Genomic DNA, 17,350 nt, shown 5'->3' on the forward strand with positions numbered 1-17,350 from the left:
AAAGCTCCCAAATCAAGGGAGCTTTTTAGTTTTCGCTCAATTGATGAATCGATCCCCTTTGCTGGCTTTTGGCGTAAAACAAGGCTTTGTCCGCAATAGCGATCAGTTGCGCGGCATCCATATGTGACGGCACTAAATGACAATGTTGCACCCCAATCGTCACGGTAAGGCACTGGCTAACAGAGGAAGCATGGTGTTGAATCGCAAGCGCGTTCACGGCCTGCTGTAGCGCTTTGGCTCGGTTCAAACATTGCGATTGAGATACCTTGGGCATAAAAACCAAAAACTCGTCACCACCATAGCGAAAGCACAGATCTCCCCCAGATGACCATTGAATGATTGCATGGCTGATGGCTTTGAGAACGTCGTCTCCTTTGAGGTGACCATAATGATCGTTGTACTCCTTAAAACAGTCGACATCGATCATTAAAACGGCGCAGCCAGTGAGTTTGACCTTGGCGAGTTCGATGGCATCGGGCAACAAGGCATCCAGCGCATAACGATTGTAGACTTGAGTGAGGTGGTCGACGTAGGTCAGCTTCTCCAACTCGAGTTGTTGTGCGGTCATGGTTTCTAGGGCTTTTTTGTATTCAGTGATATTTCTGACAGTCCAAAGCACTAACGAGGTATCTGGGAGTGGAATCACTAACGCACTAAAGTGCTGCATTTCTTCCGGGCCGTCTACACCATCGAAACAGTGGAGCGCTTTAGGATCAAGGCTATACTCGAGCTCTGAGGCTTGCTGGCTGTCAATGACATCAACGATCACTTGGCTGAACCAGATCGCCTTGTCGGCAGGGAGGACTTGATATTGATTGAGCCCTACTAATGACGCAGGATCATGATGTCGTGTTTTATCTTGTCCACCCCAAGCCTCAACATAGGTGCCCGACTTATCGATTAGAAAGGTCGGCTCTGGCAGCGCTTCAAACACGCTGTGCATCAAATCGGGGTTTTGAGCGAGATGAGCAGAGAAAGTCGAATTCACCGTGATATGCCTAAGTTATCGTTTCATTGTTATCTATAGTTTAGACAGTGAATACGAAATCGGTATGGTACTCAGGTTGATAAAATGGGCAAACGAGCATTAAAACGAGCGCTGATCATCGCCGTCGTGGTTGGCACCGTACTCAATATCATCAATCAGTATGATGCGCTATTCAGTGGTGAGTCGCCCAATTGGGTTAAGTTGCTGCTGACGTACACGGTTCCTTTTGCGGTGTCACTCTTTAGTGCATGGCTTGCTCAGCGAGATGCGTCTTAACGGGTTAATCCGTTCGGACTTTTGCTGATAGACAACGCCTATCGGAAAAATTGTTGATTTCCATTTAGTAAAATCAAGAAATTAGACAACACTTACAATATACGCAGCTTGGCTTGCAAGTAAGGAGACTCAAATGGAATCACTCAAAGTCAAAGATTACATGACCCTGCAAGCGGTCACCTTTACCCCAGAAATGTCGCTCAGTGCCGCACTCGACAAAGTTATGAACTCCCGTTACTTAGGTGGGCCTGTTGTCAATGAGCGCCGCGAAGTGATTGGTTTCTTATCTGGCCAAGATTTGCTAGAGAAACTGATTAACGTGAGTTACTACTGCCAAGACAGCCATACAGTCGCCGATTGTATGCATCCGGAAGTGCTTTCTGTCACGTCTGAAACGTCGATTATCGAACTGGCCGAAATGATGAAAGTTGGTAAGCCCAAAGTCTACCCTGTTATCGACAGTGGTAAATTAGTTGGGATAATCACTCGTCGAGATGTTCTGCGCGCCATTGGTAAAAATATCAACGATTGCTTCAAACATCCGGTCTAGTCACTCAGGCTATCACAAATAGAAAATAGTGTTTGACCTTGGAGTTGACTCCAAGGTTTACACTCAAGGTGTACGATGAATGGAGATGAATCTATGTGCACCAAACACCAAGCGTGCCGCTCGCAAAAAGTGGCGTTAAACCCTTCACAACTTGGCTCATGCTCAAGCCCCAAAGTCACATCTATTTCTATTGAGGGAGAGGCAGGTTCAACTTGCTGTAATACCAGTGATAAGTTGAGCGGCAACGATCCCAATGATGAGGATAGTGATCCCAGCTCCAGCCAACATCTCAGCTTTAGCTGGCAGATAGAGGGGATGGACTGTCCATCCTGCGCACGTAAAGTTGAGACCGCGGTTACTCGGGTCGACGGCGTGCTCAACGCCAAAGTGCTGTTCGCGACCGAGAAGTTAGTCATCCAAGCGGCTTCAGCAGGGGTGGCTCAACTGGTGGAACAAGCGGTTATCGATAGTGGGTTTCGCTATGCCAAGTCGTCTCACTCAAGCCCATCGAGTGTGCCAGAATCCAATCTCAACAACTCCCTTAAGGGCAGTGGCAACATCATCGCGATTGGCTTGGCCATGTTGGTGGCCGCATCACTTCAGTCTTCATTTGCGCAACTTAGCCACTGGATTTTCGTTTTAACCTGCTTGGCTGGGCTTTATCCAATAGGACGAAAAGCCATTGCATTGGCTAAATCGGGCACGCCTTTCGCTATCGAAACCTTGATGAGTGTTGCTGCGCTCGGTGCACTTTATTTGGGTGAAACCGTTGAAGCCGCCATGGTGTTGCTGCTGTTTTTGATTGGTGAGCGGCTGGAGGCTTTCGCTGCGTCCAGAGCACGTCAGGGGGTGCAAGCGTTAATGCAATTGGTCCCTGAACATGCGACCAAGCTAGTCAATGGTCAGCGCCAGCAAGTTCAGGCGAGTGAGTTGCAACCTGGCGATATGATCGAGGTGTCGCCCGGAGGTCGGCTTCCTGCTGATGGACAGCTAGCCCAACCGATAGCGACATTCGATGAGAGTGCTCTAACTGGCGAGTCGATACCGGTTGAGCGTCATCAAGGCGACTCAGTTATGGCCGGCGCGGTTGCTGTGGATCGAGTCACTCGCGTGAGCATAACTTCAAAACAAGGTGAAAATGCCATCGATCGTATTCTACATCTGATTGAAGAGGCAGAATCGCGCAAAGCGCCACTGGAACGCTTTCTGGATAAATTCAGTCGTTGGTATACCCCTTTAATGATGCTGGTGGCGCTGTTGGTAGTGGTAGTGCCACCAGTGATGTTTGCCCAGCCTTGGGAAACTTGGGTTTATCGCGGCCTCGCATTGCTGTTGATCGCTTGTCCTTGTGCTTTGGTGATCTCGACACCAGCGGCGATCACCTCCGGTTTAGCAGCGGCGGCGAGACGCGGCGCTTTGATAAAAGGCGGCGCTGCGCTAGAGCAACTTGGAAATATTGAAACCATCGCCTTTGATAAAACGGGTACGCTCACTGAGGGAAAACCGCAGGTAACCGACGTGATTGGTCTGAACGGATGGAGCCACGACGAATTACTGGCGTCCGTTGCCGCGATTGAAGTTGGGTCTAGTCATCCGTTAGCCGTGTCGGTGGTTGCGAAAGCGAAACAGTTGGGGCTCAACCTAGCTGAAGCGGAGCACAAGCAAGCGTTGGTTGGCAGTGGAGTACTTGGCTTTATTGATGGTGTGCAATACCAAGTCATCGCACCGAGTAAAGCTCAGAGCCAGATTGAACAACCGATAGAGCGCCAAGTACAAGCGCTGGAAGCGCAAGGGAAAACGGTAGTTCTTGCCCTTCAACAAGAGAAGATCATTGGCCTGATCGCTTGGCAAGATACGCTGCGCAGCGATTCACTTCAGGCGGTGCAGGCACTGAAATCGCTCGGGATCAACGCAATGATGCTGACCGGTGACAATCCTCGCAGCGCGAAGGCAATTGGCACTCTGATTGGCATCGACTACAAAGCGGGCTTATTGCCCGAAGACAAGGTGCAGTATGTACAGAGCCTCAGTCAAGATCGCCATGTGGCGATGGTGGGCGATGGCATCAATGACGCACCAGCAATGAAGGCAGCGCATATCGGTATTGCCATGGGCGGGGGAACGGACGTCGCGCTGGAGACCGCCGATGCGGCTTTGACCCACAACCGCCTTACCGAACTGGCGGGCATGATCGAGTTATCGCGTGCGACATTAGCCATTATTCGTCAAAACATTGTATTGGCATTGGGGTTGAAAGGGGTGTTTCTGGTGACGAGTCTGTTGGGAATCACTGGGCTTTGGCTAGCCGTGTTAGCAGACAGTGGTGCGACCGCCATTGTCACCTTGAACGCATTGCGTTTACTCAAATTTCGCTCAAAGCAGGATTAAACGAACTACACTAGAACGGCCAGAGCCCAAAACAAGGTGCAGGCGGTTTTTTATGCAACGTATGGGTTTAATTTGCGTAAAAGTGTGACGCAAACCGTTTTTATGTGCAATGGTGATATTTGTTGCGATCATTGTTGTGACGATTGTCACTATAAGAGTTTGGTATGTTCGTTACAGTATATTGGTACCCGATGAATTTTAGAGCGTACAAGTCGACCGTCGACGCGACTACGCCACAATAAGGAGTTCCCCTATGTCTCAAGCTGTATTCCATCTTGGTGTTACTGAATCTGATTTGGCTGGTGCTACATTAGCGATCATCCCAGGTGACCCAGCGCGCGTGCAAAAAATTGCAGAAGAAATGGAAAACCCAGTTTTTCTAGCCAGTCACCGTGAATACACGTTATACCGTGCTGAGCTCGATGGTAAGCCTGTTGTGGTTTGCTCAACGGGTATTGGTGGTCCTTCTACCTCGATTGCGGTCGAAGAGCTGGCTCAACTTGGTGTGCGTACTTTCCTTCGTGTCGGTACTACCGGTGCGATTCAACAAAATGTCAATGTCGGTGATATGATCGTGACCACTGGCTCTGTTCGCCTTGATGGCGCGAGCTTGCACTTTGCACCTATGGAGTTCCCAGCAGTCGCTGATTTCGAAATTGCGACCGCAATGAAAGCGGCAGTAGAAGAGTCAGGCGCGACAGTACACATGGGTGTTACTGCTTCGAGCGATACTTTCTACCCAGGCCAAGAGCGTTACGATACGTTCTCAGGTCGCGTCGTTAAGCGCTTCCAAGGCTCAATGCAAGAGTGGCAAGACATGGGTGTTCTCAACTTTGAAATGGAATCAGCAACGCTACTGACTATGTGTGCAAGCTCTGGCTTGAAAGCGGGTTGTGTCGCTGGCGTTATCATTAACCGTACTCAGAAAGAGATTCCTGATCACTCGACCTTGAAAGAGACAGAAGCGCGTTCGATCAAAGTTGTGGTAGAAGCGGCGCGTAAAATGCTGTAATAGCTGCATTGTCGATCTAAGCAACATCGCTTATTCAATCTCTATAAGCCCTGCTGTAACAAGCGGGGCTTTGTTATTTAAGCGAGGTCGATTTAATCTATGCGGTTGTTATCTATCATGATTTCTTGATAACGGCCGCTGGTAAGCAACTCTGCCAGTCCTTGTGCGAACACTTCTATGAGCAGCTGGCTGCGTTCGGTATTGTGTTTTGGCAATAGGATATGCATGTCGTCTTCAAATAGGGGTTTACTATGGAATTTAATTTGGCTGGCTTCGTTGTCACTTAACAGGTTGTTAAGCAAGTATTGGCCGCGGATTTTGCCGGTTGGGTAGGCGTCGATACGTCGCTTGAGGAGTTTGTTAAAACTGGCTTGCTCATCAATCGATAGGGTTTGGTCTATTCCATACTGATTGAGAAAAAATACCGACTGATAATCTTGCGTCCCACCTATGCTGTACTGCTTGAGGTCATCTATTTCTTTCCAACTAAACGCCATATCTTGGTGATAGAAAAATACCACGGTTTGGGTGAATATCGCCTCTGAGTAGAGAAATAACTCACTGCGCTCATCATTCTTAATCCAAGGAAAGGTGCCATCGTATTCTCCTTCACTCGCCAGTTTGAACGCTCGAGACCAAGGGAAATAGTCGAACTCGATTTGATAGCCTTGGCTTTCATACGCCTCTTTTACCACCCGCTGCGCAACCTGGTTTTGTGGCAGATTGGCCGCAGTGGTGTAGGGCGGCCATTCACCGATAGCGAATCTAACTCGCTGCTCTTGTGCTAGAGCGGTGGCAGAAAACAGCAGTATAACCACTAGGGTACGCACGCCTATCATGCAGGCTCCTTTGAATCATCCAACAGGATAAGTTTAGCTGAAAGTCGCTTGTTTGGAGAGGTGGTCTAACGTATAAGAGCCCTAAAGCAAACGGCTCCCGTGGGAGCCGTTGTCGAGATTCTTAGCCAAGCATTCGAACTTGGTCGATTTCTTGCTCATTGAGCAAGACCGTTTGAGCACGCTTAAAAAAGTTAAAGTCAGTCGCGGTGGCACTGGTGTAGGCGCCCATCATGCGCCCGACCACTAAATCACCGTTGCTTAGTTTAGGCAACATAATATTCTCGGCAATAACATCAATACTGTCGCAAGTCGGGCCTGCCAGCACGCTTGGCAAATAGTCGCCCTCGTGCTTTAACGTGGTCAGCGGGTATTTAGCGTCATCAAACATCAAACCACTAAAGCTGCCGTAGATACCGTCATCAAGATAGTACCAAATCTGACCATCACGTTCGGCTTGACCCATCACTGATGCGACACTGGTCATCGCCTGAGCAACAATGAAGCGTCCAGGCTCGGCGATCACTTGTACTGTGTCTGGTAGCAGCGCCAGTGCTTGGTTGATCGGCTGACAAAAGAGCTCGATTGGCATCACTTGACTGTTGTAGCTCACTGGGAAGCCGCCACCAATGTCTAGTGTGCTAAGCGCAGGCAAACCTTGCGCCACAACCTGTTCCATAACAGTGCGACAGGTGTGAATCGCATCGACATACTTTTGAGGGTTCATCGTTTGTGAGCCAACGTGAAACGATAGACCTTTAATGCGGATGTTCCACTGCTGTGCTTGTGCAATCAACTTTAGCGCTTGCTCTGGTGAGCAACCAAATTTTTTCGACAAGTCGGCAAACGCATCGGAGTTACGAAAACTCAAGCGAACCAAAAGCTCTACCTCATCTTTGTAGGCAATGAACTTTTCTAACTCGTTGAGGTTGTCAACCACGAACACGCGACACCCATACGCCAGCGCATCACGAATATCGCGGTCGCGTTTGATTGGGTGGGTATGAATTGTGCGCTCAGCAGGCACACCTTGTTCAGCCACTAGTTCAACTTCACCGCTAGTCGCTAGGTCGAAACTGGCGCCTTCAGCAAGTAAAGTTTGTACTACCGCAGGATGAGGCAGTGGCTTTAATGCAAAGTGTAGGGTGACGTTCGGTAGCGCGCGGCTTAAGGCGCGGTATTGCTGGCGAACCACATCACAATCAAGCAGAAGCAAAGGTGCGCCAAACTGCTCAACCGAAGATTGAATAAGTTGAGCCTCAGAGGTAGACAAGGTACCTGCAGAAAAAGAGCGAAAGTCGAGTACAGAGTGAGCAATAGCCATGGCCATCTCCAACAAGTTAAAGGCACGTTTCAAACAGTGATATCGAAACGTGGAGCGTCAAAAAATGCGCAGAGCGCAGTCAAAGTCACTCTTGGATAGTTGCTCTATCGCCTTGCCACAAAACTGCTGTGATGTACTCGGATTGGCTATCATCAAGAAGCGAGGTGATAGTAAAAGCATCACCCCTTGCACGCAAGCCTTAAGCCATGAAAAGGAAGTGAATAATTTTTATCGTGACGATAGTGATGACTAATGGTTTGCTTGGCTCTATAAATGCTTAGGCCGACACGGATTTGCCGGCCTTTATGTTAGCGCGTTGGCGCTAGTTGAATGCAATCTTGGGCAAAGGTTGGTACAAGCTTTCCGTCATATCTGACAGCATCTGATCGTACACTTGAGAGATGACCAACGAAATGTCGGTCGTGAGCTGATAAAGGTCTTCACTGCCGAGTGTCAGTTCATCGCTGGCATTGAGTTCGGTTAGCGTATGCATTGCTTTGGAACTCAAGGGGGATGCTACCGAAAGCGGGCTGATGATCGAAAGCTGGTTGAGCTTGCGACGCATTTTATCGCAATAGTACTTCACTCTCAGCATGCCTTCTGGGTAGTGCGCGTCTTGAATCGAAATTCGTAATTGAGTTAACACTTCCATACTGTCGAGGACTTGCTGCCAGTTCATGTGGTATTCGTCGCTAATGTCTTCACGACCTGATTCAATCAGCCATGCAATCGCGATTTCATCCATTAGAAACATACAGTGGCGAATGGTTTTACCATGAATCACTTGGTTACGAGCCACTGAACGCTGCTGCCACTCTTTGTGCAACGCCTTGAGTTTGAGCTGCAAAATGCGATACATGGGTTTGTTGTCAAAGTGTGCGTTGGCGATCAACTGATTAGAACAGTCCATCATTTCATCAAATGTCTGTTCGAGCTGGGCTTGATGAATCTCGAAGTGATGACTGCTCAAGGCTTGATGGGTAATCGAGCGGTGTTGACGACTGAGTAGCAGAATTTGTCGCAATGAAATTAAGATATCAAACTTGCGCTCAAGACCGCTATGACGCTGTTTTGAAAAATAAAATAGGCTCAGCAAAATCAGTAAAGAGGCAACCAAAGAAATCAGCACAAACATAACTTTACTCCTTGTTAATGTGTACTACTAACTAGGTAGAGCAGATTTGATGCCATATTTTTTTGTTATATAAAACATATGCTTATGAATTTAGGCTGGCTAGCTATGCTCCAATGTGGTGCGGATAAGCACTGAAAGTGTGAGTTTGGACACAAAAAAGCCCCGTGGTCGTCACGGGGCTTTCTGGCGTTCAGCGAGATTACATTACGCGCATTCCTGGCTGAGCGCCTTCATGTGGTTCAAGAATCCATAGCTCGCTGCCACCAGGGCCAGCGGCTAGAATCATGCCTTCAGACATGCCAAATTTCATCTTACGTGGCTTAAGGTTTGCAACCATGACGGTTAGCTTGCCTTCTAGCTCTTCAGGTTTGTACGCAGACTTGATGCCTGAGAATACCTGACGAGTTTCACCACCGATGTCCAATTGGAACTTAAGCAGTTTGTTGGCTTTTGGCACTTCTTCACAAGAGATGATGCGGGCGATACGCATGTCTACGGCTGCGAACGCGTCGAACTCAATCTCTTCAGCGATTGGATCTTTGTCTAGTTCCGTTTGGCTGGCTTTGTTCTTGGCAGCTTCTGCCGCTTCTTTTGCTGCAACTTCAGCGGCAGCATCTTCTTTTGAAGCTTCAACCATTGCTTCTACCTTCTTCGGGTCGATGCGGTTGAATAGTGCTTTAAACTTAGTGATTTCGTGACCAGTGAGTGGCGCTGCAATACCTTCCCAAGTGAGTTCTTGGTTTAGGAAGGCTTCAGTACGTGCAGCCAATTCTGGCATAACTGGCTTGAGATAAGTCATCAACACGCGGAACAGGTTGATACCCACAGAGCAGATATCTTGCAGCTCTTGGTCTTTACCTTCTTCTTTGGCGACAACCCAAGGCGCTTTTTCATCAACGTATTGGTTGGCTTTGTCTGCTAGCGCAGTGATCTCACGGATTGCACGGCCAAACTCACGTGTTTCGTACAGCTCTGCAATGCGATCCGCAGCGGCAACAAATTCGTTGTACAGCTCAGGCTCTGCGAACTGCGCTGATAGTTTGCCTTCAAAACGCTTAGTGATGAAACCAGCGTTACGAGAAGCTAGGTTAACTATCTTGTTGACCACGTCAGCGTTTACGCGCTGAGTGAAGTCTTCAAGGTTAAGGTCTAGGTCGTCGATGCGGCTGTTTAGTTTGGCTGCGTAGTAGTAACGCAAACACTCTGGATCTAGGTGATCGAGGTAAGTTGCCGCCTTGATGAAGGTGCCTTTCGATTTAGACATCTTGGCACCGTTTACCGTTACGTAGCCGTGTACGAACACATTGTCGGGTTTACGGAAGCCCGAACCATCAAGCATCGCAGGCCAGAATAGCGAGTGGAAGTAAACAATGTCTTTACCGATAAAGTGGTAAAGCTCAGTGGTGCTGTCTTTTTTCCAGTATTCGTCGAAGTCTAGATCGTCACGCTTATCACATAGGTTTTTAAATGAACCCATGTAGCCGATAGGTGCATCTAGCCACACGTAGAAGAACTTGTCTTTTTCACCTGGGATCTCGAAGCCAAAGTATGGCGCGTCGCGCGAGATGTCCCACTGTTGCAGACCAGACTCAAACCACTCTTGCATCTTGTTCGCGGTTTCTGCTTGCAGCGAGCCAGAGCGAGTCCACTCTTTTAACATGCTTTCAAACTGAGGCAGGTCGAAGAAAAAGTGCTCTGAATCTTTCATTACTGGGGTGGCACCAGAGACGGCTGATTTAGGGTCAATCAGTTCCGTCGGGCTGTAGGTCTCACCACAGTTGTCACAGTTGTCGCCGTATTGGTCTTCTGACTTACACTTAGGACAAGTCCCTTTTACGAAACGATCCGGCAGGAACATCTCTTTTTCAGGGTCAAACAACTGAGAAATGGTGCGGCTGGAGATAAAGCCATTTTTCTTAAGCTCTAGATAGATGTGTGATGCTAGCTCACGGTTCTCTTCTGAGTGGGTGCTGTGGTAGTTGTCGAAGCTAATATCGAACCCAGCAAAGTCTTTTTGGTGCTCTTCACTGACAGCAGCGATCATCTCTTCTGGCGTGATACCCATCTGTTGTGCTTTAAGCATGATTGGCGTGCCGTGAGCATCGTCAGCACAGATGAAGTTTACAGTGTTGCCACGTAGGCGTTGGTAGCGCACCCAGATATCCGCTTGAATGTGCTCAAGCATGTGACCTAGGTGAATCGAACCGTTAGCGTACGGAAGGGCACAAGTTACCAGCATTTTTCTCGAAGAAAGAGGTCTTGGATCGTTTGCCATACTTAATATTCGCTTCTAGATAGGTATAAAAAAATAGAGAGTAATACTACCTTATCCCACCAGTGACTCCAAGGTCGGAACGACGCGATTACCTTAGTTTTTTCAGGGTTCAGTATCCCGTTGCACAGTGATAGGATGAGATGCATAAGGAGGACCTATGCGTCAATTCAGTTCAAAGCAAGATTTTTGTGATTGGTTAAACCAATTTGAGCACCCCCATTTGGCGCCCGAGTGGGCAAGTGTGCCCAATCTAGTGTCAGTGGCCACAGACCAATTCAATATAGAGATTCCATTCGCGGCGAACACCTTAGTTGAGGCGTTGACGCAGTGGATAGAAAGTGCTCAGCAATCCGGTGAGGTGGCACGCTTTTCCTACACGATAACCGTTCAGCCTAAAGCGCTTGAAACTCATGTCTCTGCAAAGATCAAAGGGGTCAAGAACATCATTGCGGTCACCTCGGCCAAAGGTGGCGTTGGTAAGTCCACAACCTCGGTGAATTTAGCCTTGGCCCTTGCCAAATCAGGGGCCAAAGTCGGCTTACTCGATGCGGATATTTATGGGCCTTCAGTCCCGCTGATGTTGGGTCAGAGCGACGCACATCCACAAGTTCGCGACAATAAGTGGATGCAACCTATCGAGGCGCACGGCATCTATACTCACTCCATCGGTTACTTAGTGGCCAAGGATGAAGCGGCCATATGGCGTGGCCCGATGGCAGCCAAAGCGTTGGCGCAGCTACTCAACGAAACGGATTGGCCTGAACTTGATTATCTGGTCATCGATATGCCACCAGGAACTGGCGATATTCAATTGAGCCTAGCGCAACAAGTGCCTGTGACTGGCGCGGTGATTGTCACCACACCACAAGACTTAGCCCTTGCCGATGCTCGTAAAGGCGCGGCGATGTTTAACAAGGTGGATGTTGCAGTGGTTGGCTTAGTTGAAAACATGAGCTATCACATTTGCAGTCAGTGCGGACATAAAGAGCATATCTTTGGCGCGGGCGGTGGAGAAAAGCTTGCCGCTGATTATGGTCTTGACCTTCTCGCGCAAGTGCCGCTGCACATTGATATGCGCCAAGATATTGATAATGGAACCCCGACCGTTGCGGCCAGACCAGAGTCAGAACATGCACAGATCTATCTGTCGTTGGCTCAAGCGGTGAGTTCGAGGCTCTACTGGCATGGCAAAGCAAAACCGGATTCAATCCTGTTTACTATGGTTGAATAGCGCTCTGTTGCGTACTTTTTTGCCTGGAGAAAGAGCGTGTCGAGCACGCTCTTTTTTCTCTTATACGGTGTAATCGATTGCGCTGCGCTGTTTTATTCTATTTCGCCAAATCCGTTCATTCGTGACTAGTAACAGCGACATGAACTCCCTATAATCAGGCGGTTTATCTAAAATTGTCCTAATGCTCAGAGCTCAACCCCTTGAGCACTGCTAGTATTAGCATATGACACCAATCTCAATCATCGGGTGCAAGAATAATGTCTGATAATAATCAATGCGTCATCGTCGGTATTGCTGGCGCGTCTGCTTCTGGAAAAAGCTTAATCGCGAGTACTATTTATAATGAACTGCGTGCCAAAGTAGGCGATCATCAAATTGGTGTGATTACGGAAGATTGCTACTACAACGATCAAAGTCATTTGAGCATGGAAGAGCGTGTAAAAACCAACTACGACCACCCGAGCGCACTCGACCATGACTTGCTATGTCAACATCTTGAGCAACTGGTTCAAGGTGAGTCGGTTGAAGTGCCAGAGTACAGCTACACAGAGCATACACGTACTGAAAACACCACCACTATGACGCCGAAAAAAGTGATCATTTTGGAAGGGATCTTGTTGCTCACCGACCCTCGTCTACGCGACATCATGCATGCCACCGTATTTATGGATACGCCGCTAGATATCTGTTTGCTACGCCGAGTGAAACGCGATGTCGAAGAGCGAGGCCGTACAATGGAGTCGGTACTAAAACAGTACCAAAAGACAGTTCGCCCTATGTTCATGCAGTTTATTGAACCGTCTAAACAGTACGCCGATATCATTGTGCCGCGTGGTGGTAAAAACCGCATTGCGATCGATGTACTGAAAGCTCACATTGCAAAACTTCTGAAAGCTTAGCGATGATTGATAGCATAAAGCTTTATTTTTTATGAGATAAGTGGCACTTTTAGTGCCACTTTTTTTATGTTCTCCATAAAAACTTCCCAGATAATTTATACTTGGAGCGGAACTCGAGATAACGAGCACCCCTCACCAAGCAAGGATAATGCTGATGAAAAAACTGTTCCTGATAATAGCCATCCCTGTGGTCGCTATCCTTGGTGCGCTGATCGCACTGGTTACTTTAGTCAACCCCAACCAATTTAAGCCTCTTATTGTCGAGCAAGCCAAAACGCATACTGGTTTAGAGCTGGTGATTGACGGCGACATTAGTTGGCAGTTCTTTCCGTCGATTGGTTTTGAACTGGGGCAAACGGCGCTGCGCAACCCGCAAGGCTTCGATGCCGTCAACTTGTTTAAGGTCGAGAGTGTGGGGATTGATGTCTCTGTGATGCCGCTGTTTAGCCAGCAACTCGAGATTGGCAACGTAACTCTAGATGGCGCGTCTTTTACACTTGAAACTCTTCAAGATGGTCGCAAAAACATTGATGCCTTAACTCAAGCCCAAACTCAGCAGGGTCAGTCTAGTGACGCGTCAGCCGACGCCAGTGCTGCTGCACCGTCACAACAGGCCGAGCCTAGCGCGGCAGCGGAGAGCCGCTCTGCTTGGACAATTAACTTAGCGGGCGTGACCATATCCAACGCCTCAGTCGACATTATCGATAAGCAAGCTGGCTCATCGACCAAGCTTTATGATGTCTCCTTAACTCTCTCTGAGTTTGCCCTTGAACGTTGGACTCAAGCCAACTTCGCGGCAAAAGGTGAAACCAACCAACAGGTATTCAGCGCCAAGGGTGAGGCCGAGTTTAAACTGGCGAAAGGATTGACCGAGTCTAGCCTGCGTAACATTAACCTTGATGCCAGCTTCAACCAGCCTGGGACCCATATTGAACGTGCGCAATTGGCGTTAGAGACCTTTGAGTTTGATAAAGCCAATGCGATGACCTACTCAGTGGTAGGAAACGCTGCCGCGCTGGATATCGATATGAAAGGCTCGGCTTCACTAGTGGTGGATAAGGCGATTAGCAAGGTATTGATGAATCAGTTGGTGTTAGACGCACAGTTTATTGGCGATGCACTTCCTCAGTCGCCGATGAAAGTCGATATGGCATCAGATCTGTCGTTTGATTTGACCAAGAGCCACTTAAGCTTTGTGTTGGAAAAGCTGACAGCCAACGCTTTGCAGTTTGATGGTAAAGCCGATGTCACACTCGCTGAGATTCCAAAGGTGCGCTTCGCACTGCATAGCCCGAATATTGACCTAGATGAGTTCTTGGGGCTTGGTCAAGCAAGTACCAGCGATACTCCGCCGCCGAGCAGCGCCGGTGAAACTGAGCAGCAGCCGTCGCAAACGTCACCTAAGCCTCCGGTTCAAGAAGTTGAGCCTGATCTCTCTGCATTGAAGACACTTGATGTGAAAGGTGACGTGACGTTCGACAAGTTTAAGGCGAACAATGCCAAAATGCAGAACGTAAAAGCCAGCTTCTCGGTTAACCGCGGCATTGCAGAACTGAACTCGTTTACCTCCGACTTGTATCAAGGCTCGATAGACGCGAGCGCTCGCTTAGACGCGCGTAAAACACCTGCCACGTATACAGCAACCAAGCGAATCAAAGGGGTGAAAGTACAACCTCTGTTAGTCGATGTGGCGAATAACGACAAGTTAGAAGGCACGGGTAATATCGATGTCGATATCCAAGGGAGCAGCCTGACGCCAACCGGAATCCAAAAGAACCTTGTGGGTACTATGGTCGTCAACTTTGCCGACGGTGCGGTGAATGGCATTAACGTAGCGCAACTGATTCGAGAAAACTACGCCAAAATTAAGGGTGAGAAAGTAGAAGCCTCAAACGAAGTGCAGAAGACCGATTTCAGTGCGCTGAAGGCGACGTTGAAACTGAATAAGGGCAATGTCTCGACTGACGATCTCACGATGCAATCACCCCTGCTACGCATTCGTGGTAAGGGTGGGGCCAATTACCTCGATCAAACCGTCGACTTTACTGTTAGCACGTCGGTGGTGGGCTCGCTTGAAGGGCAAGGTGGCAAAGACATTGATGAGCTCAAAGATGTGACCATACCCATCAATATTTCCGGCACTTGGTCTGAGCCTAAGTTCAAGCTGATATTTGATGATGTACTCAAACAGAAAGCGGCAAAAGAAATTGACCGAGGCTTGAAAAAGCTCGATGAAAAGTTGGGCGATAAGATTAAAGATGAGAAAACCAAAGAAGCCGTTAATAGCTTAATTAAAGGCTTGTTTAACTGATTGACAACACAGGAAAACTCGTAGTTTGCCAATAAATAAAAACGCGCTGTTTCGAAGCGCGTTTTTTCTATTCGGCGAGAGCGGAGATTACCAATCAACCCCTTTAAGCGCTTTTACCCCGGACTCAAAAGCGTGTTTGACATTTTTGACTTCGGAGACGGTGTCGGCCATTTCGATAAGCGTGCGGTGTGCGCCGCGACCAGTGATGATAACCGACTGCATTTTGGGGCGATTGTTTAACGCATCTACCACTTCTTCTAGTTCAATGTAGCCATAGCTGACCATGTAGGTAAGCTCATCAAACAGCACCACATCGATGTTCTCATCTTGAAGCATTCGTTTACACTGTTGCCATACGACTTGGGCTGCCTCAGTGTCGGCTTTTTTGTCTTGGGTATCCCAAGTAAAACCAGTGGCCATCACTTGGAACTCAACCCCAAGTTTTTCCAAAAGGTTGCGCTCACCATTGTCCCAGGTCCCTTTAATGAACTGTGCGACGGCGCAGTTGAGCCCATGACCAACTGCACGTGCAATGGTACCAAACCCAGAGGTTGATTTGCCCTTACCATTGCCGGTGATGACTAACAACAGCCCTTTTTCTTCTTGGGCCGCTGCGACGCGCGCATCCACTTGTTCTTTTACTTTTTGCTGCCGAGCTTTGTGACGCGCTTCTTTATTGGTTTCAGACGTCATGGGAATTCCTTTTTTATCTCATCAAACTGTGGCTATGATAGCCTAATCATTGTCAGGTAAATACCTATCTTCTATAGGGAAACTCGGGCTAGGGAGAAGTATGAAAACAAAAGTGTTAGTGGTGTGCATGGGCAATATTTGTCGTTCACCGACCGGCGAGGCGGTCCTCAGAGCCAAGGCGAAGCAGAGAGGCATAGACATCGAGGTTGATTCTGCTGGAACGATTGGTTACCACCAAGGCAATCCGCCCGATCCTCGTGCCAAGGAGGCGGGCGAAAATCGAGGTTACTCGTTTAAAGGAATTCGCGCGCGAAAAGTGATGGTCGACGACTTTGACCATTTTGATTTCATTCTAGCGGCAGACCGAGACAACTTAGCGGATCTGCTGGCGCAGTGTCCAAGTCATTTGCAGCATAAAGTAAAACTGTTCTTGAGCTATGCCGACGCAGATTACGACGAGATTCCCGATCCTTACTATGGTGGTGAGCAAGGATTTGAGTTGGTGCTCGATTTAGTCGAGCAAGCGTCAGATAACTTGCTCGATTCACTTTAGTTGTGCACTCGATTGGTGGCCTATTAGGCCGCCATCACCCGACCACTAAAGTAGTCGTTTGAAACTATGTATTCGGCATTGCGGATCAATTCGTCTTGTATCTCTGCCCAGTGAGAATCGTCATGCTCAACCGCAGGGACCACACCGCCAACTCGGATATTAAATGGGGTCAGTTGTTTAGCCCAGCTTTGGGTAAAGCCCGCAACCATAGAAGTGGCGTTATCAAACCCTGATAGATCCTGATAGTCAGCGTGAGCAATCACATTGACAATAACGCCATTCTTCTTCTCTTGACGCATTCTTTCTGCGGTCGCTTGACCAAAACTAAACAGGGTGGTCGCCATCAGTGATAATCGCTGGGTGAACAGATCGCTCGCACTCTGATCGAAAATATGCGGCATGGCCTCAGCGGTTAACGCATTGATCAAAACGTCGGGGGAACGCTGCACTTGTTGATCAATGAACGTAAACAAATCTTGGATTGAATCCAGAGAGTGGTCATCAATAGCAAACTGAAACACCTGATCAGAAATCTCGCGGCACTGTTGATAAGCTTGGGTTAGCTGCTGAGTTCTTTTGTCACACAATATCACAGTCGCACCGAGTGAGGCGAAGTGATAGGCAAGCGTGCTTCCAATTTGCGAACTTGCGGAAGTAACTAATATTACAGCGTTTTTTATGTCCATTGGCTTATCCCCCATAAGCAATGTTTGCGCACGATTGCGCTTACATAGCATGGTAGATTAACTGTGGCTTAGTTGTGAATAAGGTCAAATAACCTTGTCTGCTACTCAGTTAATGTGCGAATTTATGGCATCATTCACACTCTCGATCGAATATGTTTTCTTTGTTCAACAAATGAGACGAATGAATTGTGAT

The 17,350-nt window shown here is 48.3% G+C and carries 15 protein-coding genes; 8 read left to right on the top strand and 7 right to left on the bottom strand.

Annotated features, from left to right (window positions below; all coding sequences use genetic code 11):
• Positions 1 to 25: 25 nt before the first annotated feature.
• Positions 26 to 988 carry a sensor domain-containing diguanylate cyclase gene (locus MTO69_RS04105; RefSeq protein WP_248331356.1) on the bottom strand — a complete coding sequence of 321 codons (963 nt, stop codon included), beginning with the start codon at positions 986 to 988 and terminating at the stop codon, positions 26 to 28.
• An 84-nt stretch (positions 989 to 1,072) separates the two neighbouring features.
• Here MTO69_RS04105 and nrtS point away from each other — a divergent pair, with 84 nt between their 5' ends.
• The 4 genes from nrtS to udp all read left to right on the top strand — a co-directional run bounded on the left by nrtS (position 1,073) and on the right by udp (position 5,214).
• Positions 1,073 to 1,264 carry a nitrate/nitrite transporter NrtS gene (gene nrtS, locus MTO69_RS04110; protein WP_248331358.1) on the top strand — a complete coding sequence of 64 codons (192 nt, stop codon included), beginning with the start codon at positions 1,073 to 1,075 and terminating at the stop codon, positions 1,262 to 1,264.
• Between the two features lie 133 nt (positions 1,265 to 1,397).
• Positions 1,398 to 1,814: a CBS domain-containing protein gene (locus tag MTO69_RS04115; protein ID WP_176288287.1), complete on the top strand. Its 417-nt coding sequence runs from the start codon at positions 1,398 to 1,400 to the stop codon at positions 1,812 to 1,814.
• Between the two features lie 93 nt (positions 1,815 to 1,907).
• Positions 1,908 to 4,202, top strand: coding sequence for a zinc/cadmium/mercury/lead-transporting ATPase (locus tag MTO69_RS04120; RefSeq protein ID WP_248331361.1), 2,295 nt, complete (start codon positions 1,908 to 1,910; stop codon positions 4,200 to 4,202).
• Between the two features lie 253 nt (positions 4,203 to 4,455).
• Positions 4,456 to 5,214: a uridine phosphorylase gene (gene udp, locus MTO69_RS04125; RefSeq protein ID WP_248331363.1), complete on the top strand. Its 759-nt coding sequence runs from the start codon at positions 4,456 to 4,458 to the stop codon at positions 5,212 to 5,214.
• 92 nt (positions 5,215 to 5,306) lie between these two features.
• Here the strand turns inward: udp and MTO69_RS04130 are convergent, their stop codons facing one another.
• The 4 genes from MTO69_RS04130 to metG form a co-directional block, all read right to left on the bottom strand.
• Positions 5,307 to 6,053: a substrate-binding periplasmic protein gene (locus MTO69_RS04130; protein ID WP_248331365.1), complete on the bottom strand. Its 747-nt coding sequence runs from the start codon at positions 6,051 to 6,053 to the stop codon at positions 5,307 to 5,309.
• A gap of 121 nt (positions 6,054 to 6,174) precedes the next feature.
• Positions 6,175 to 7,374 (bottom strand): type III PLP-dependent enzyme, encoded by a 1,200-nt coding sequence (locus MTO69_RS04135; protein ID WP_248331367.1) that lies wholly within the window; start codon positions 7,372 to 7,374, stop codon positions 6,175 to 6,177.
• 322 nt (positions 7,375 to 7,696) lie between these two features.
• Entirely contained in the window at positions 7,697 to 8,509 is an 813-nt protein-coding gene (locus MTO69_RS04140) for a hypothetical protein (protein ID WP_248331369.1), read from the bottom strand.
• A gap of 199 nt (positions 8,510 to 8,708) precedes the next feature.
• Positions 8,709 to 10,784: a methionine--tRNA ligase gene (gene metG, locus MTO69_RS04145; protein ID WP_248331371.1), complete on the bottom strand. Its 2,076-nt coding sequence runs from the start codon at positions 10,782 to 10,784 to the stop codon at positions 8,709 to 8,711.
• Positions 10,785 to 10,941: 157 nt separating this feature from the next.
• Between metG and apbC the strand changes: the two genes are divergently transcribed.
• The 3 genes from apbC (at position 10,942) to MTO69_RS04160 (ending at position 15,225) form a co-directional block, all read left to right on the top strand.
• Complete coding sequence (gene apbC, locus MTO69_RS04150) at positions 10,942 to 12,015, top strand: iron-sulfur cluster carrier protein ApbC (protein WP_248331373.1); 1,074 nt, start codon at positions 10,942 to 10,944, stop codon at positions 12,013 to 12,015.
• Positions 12,016 to 12,272: 257 nt separating this feature from the next.
• Positions 12,273 to 12,914, top strand: a complete 642-nt coding sequence (gene udk, locus MTO69_RS04155; RefSeq protein WP_248331375.1) for a uridine kinase — start codon at positions 12,273 to 12,275, stop codon at positions 12,912 to 12,914.
• Positions 12,915 to 13,068: 154 nt separating this feature from the next.
• Complete coding sequence (locus MTO69_RS04160; protein WP_248331377.1) at positions 13,069 to 15,225, top strand: AsmA family protein; 2,157 nt, start codon at positions 13,069 to 13,071, stop codon at positions 15,223 to 15,225.
• 87 nt (positions 15,226 to 15,312) lie between these two features.
• Here the strand turns inward: MTO69_RS04160 and cobO are convergent, their stop codons facing one another.
• Complete coding sequence (gene cobO / locus MTO69_RS04165; protein WP_248331379.1) at positions 15,313 to 15,918, bottom strand: cob(I)yrinic acid a,c-diamide adenosyltransferase; 606 nt, start codon at positions 15,916 to 15,918, stop codon at positions 15,313 to 15,315.
• A gap of 100 nt (positions 15,919 to 16,018) precedes the next feature.
• On the opposite strand from cobO, the gene MTO69_RS04170 reads away from it, so the two are divergent.
• On the top strand, positions 16,019 to 16,471 hold the full coding sequence (locus tag MTO69_RS04170) for a low molecular weight protein-tyrosine-phosphatase (protein WP_248331381.1): 453 nt from the start codon (positions 16,019 to 16,021) through the stop codon (positions 16,469 to 16,471).
• A gap of 23 nt (positions 16,472 to 16,494) precedes the next feature.
• On the opposite strand, the gene MTO69_RS04175 is transcribed toward MTO69_RS04170, so the two are convergent.
• Entirely contained in the window at positions 16,495 to 17,157 is a 663-nt protein-coding gene (locus MTO69_RS04175; RefSeq protein WP_248331383.1) for an SDR family oxidoreductase, read from the bottom strand.
• Positions 17,158 to 17,350 lie beyond the last annotated feature (193 nt).

The sequence above is a fragment of the Vibrio sinaloensis genome, from assembly GCF_023195835.1.
Taxonomy (GTDB): Bacteria; Pseudomonadota; Gammaproteobacteria; order Enterobacterales; family Vibrionaceae; genus Vibrio; species Vibrio sinaloensis_C.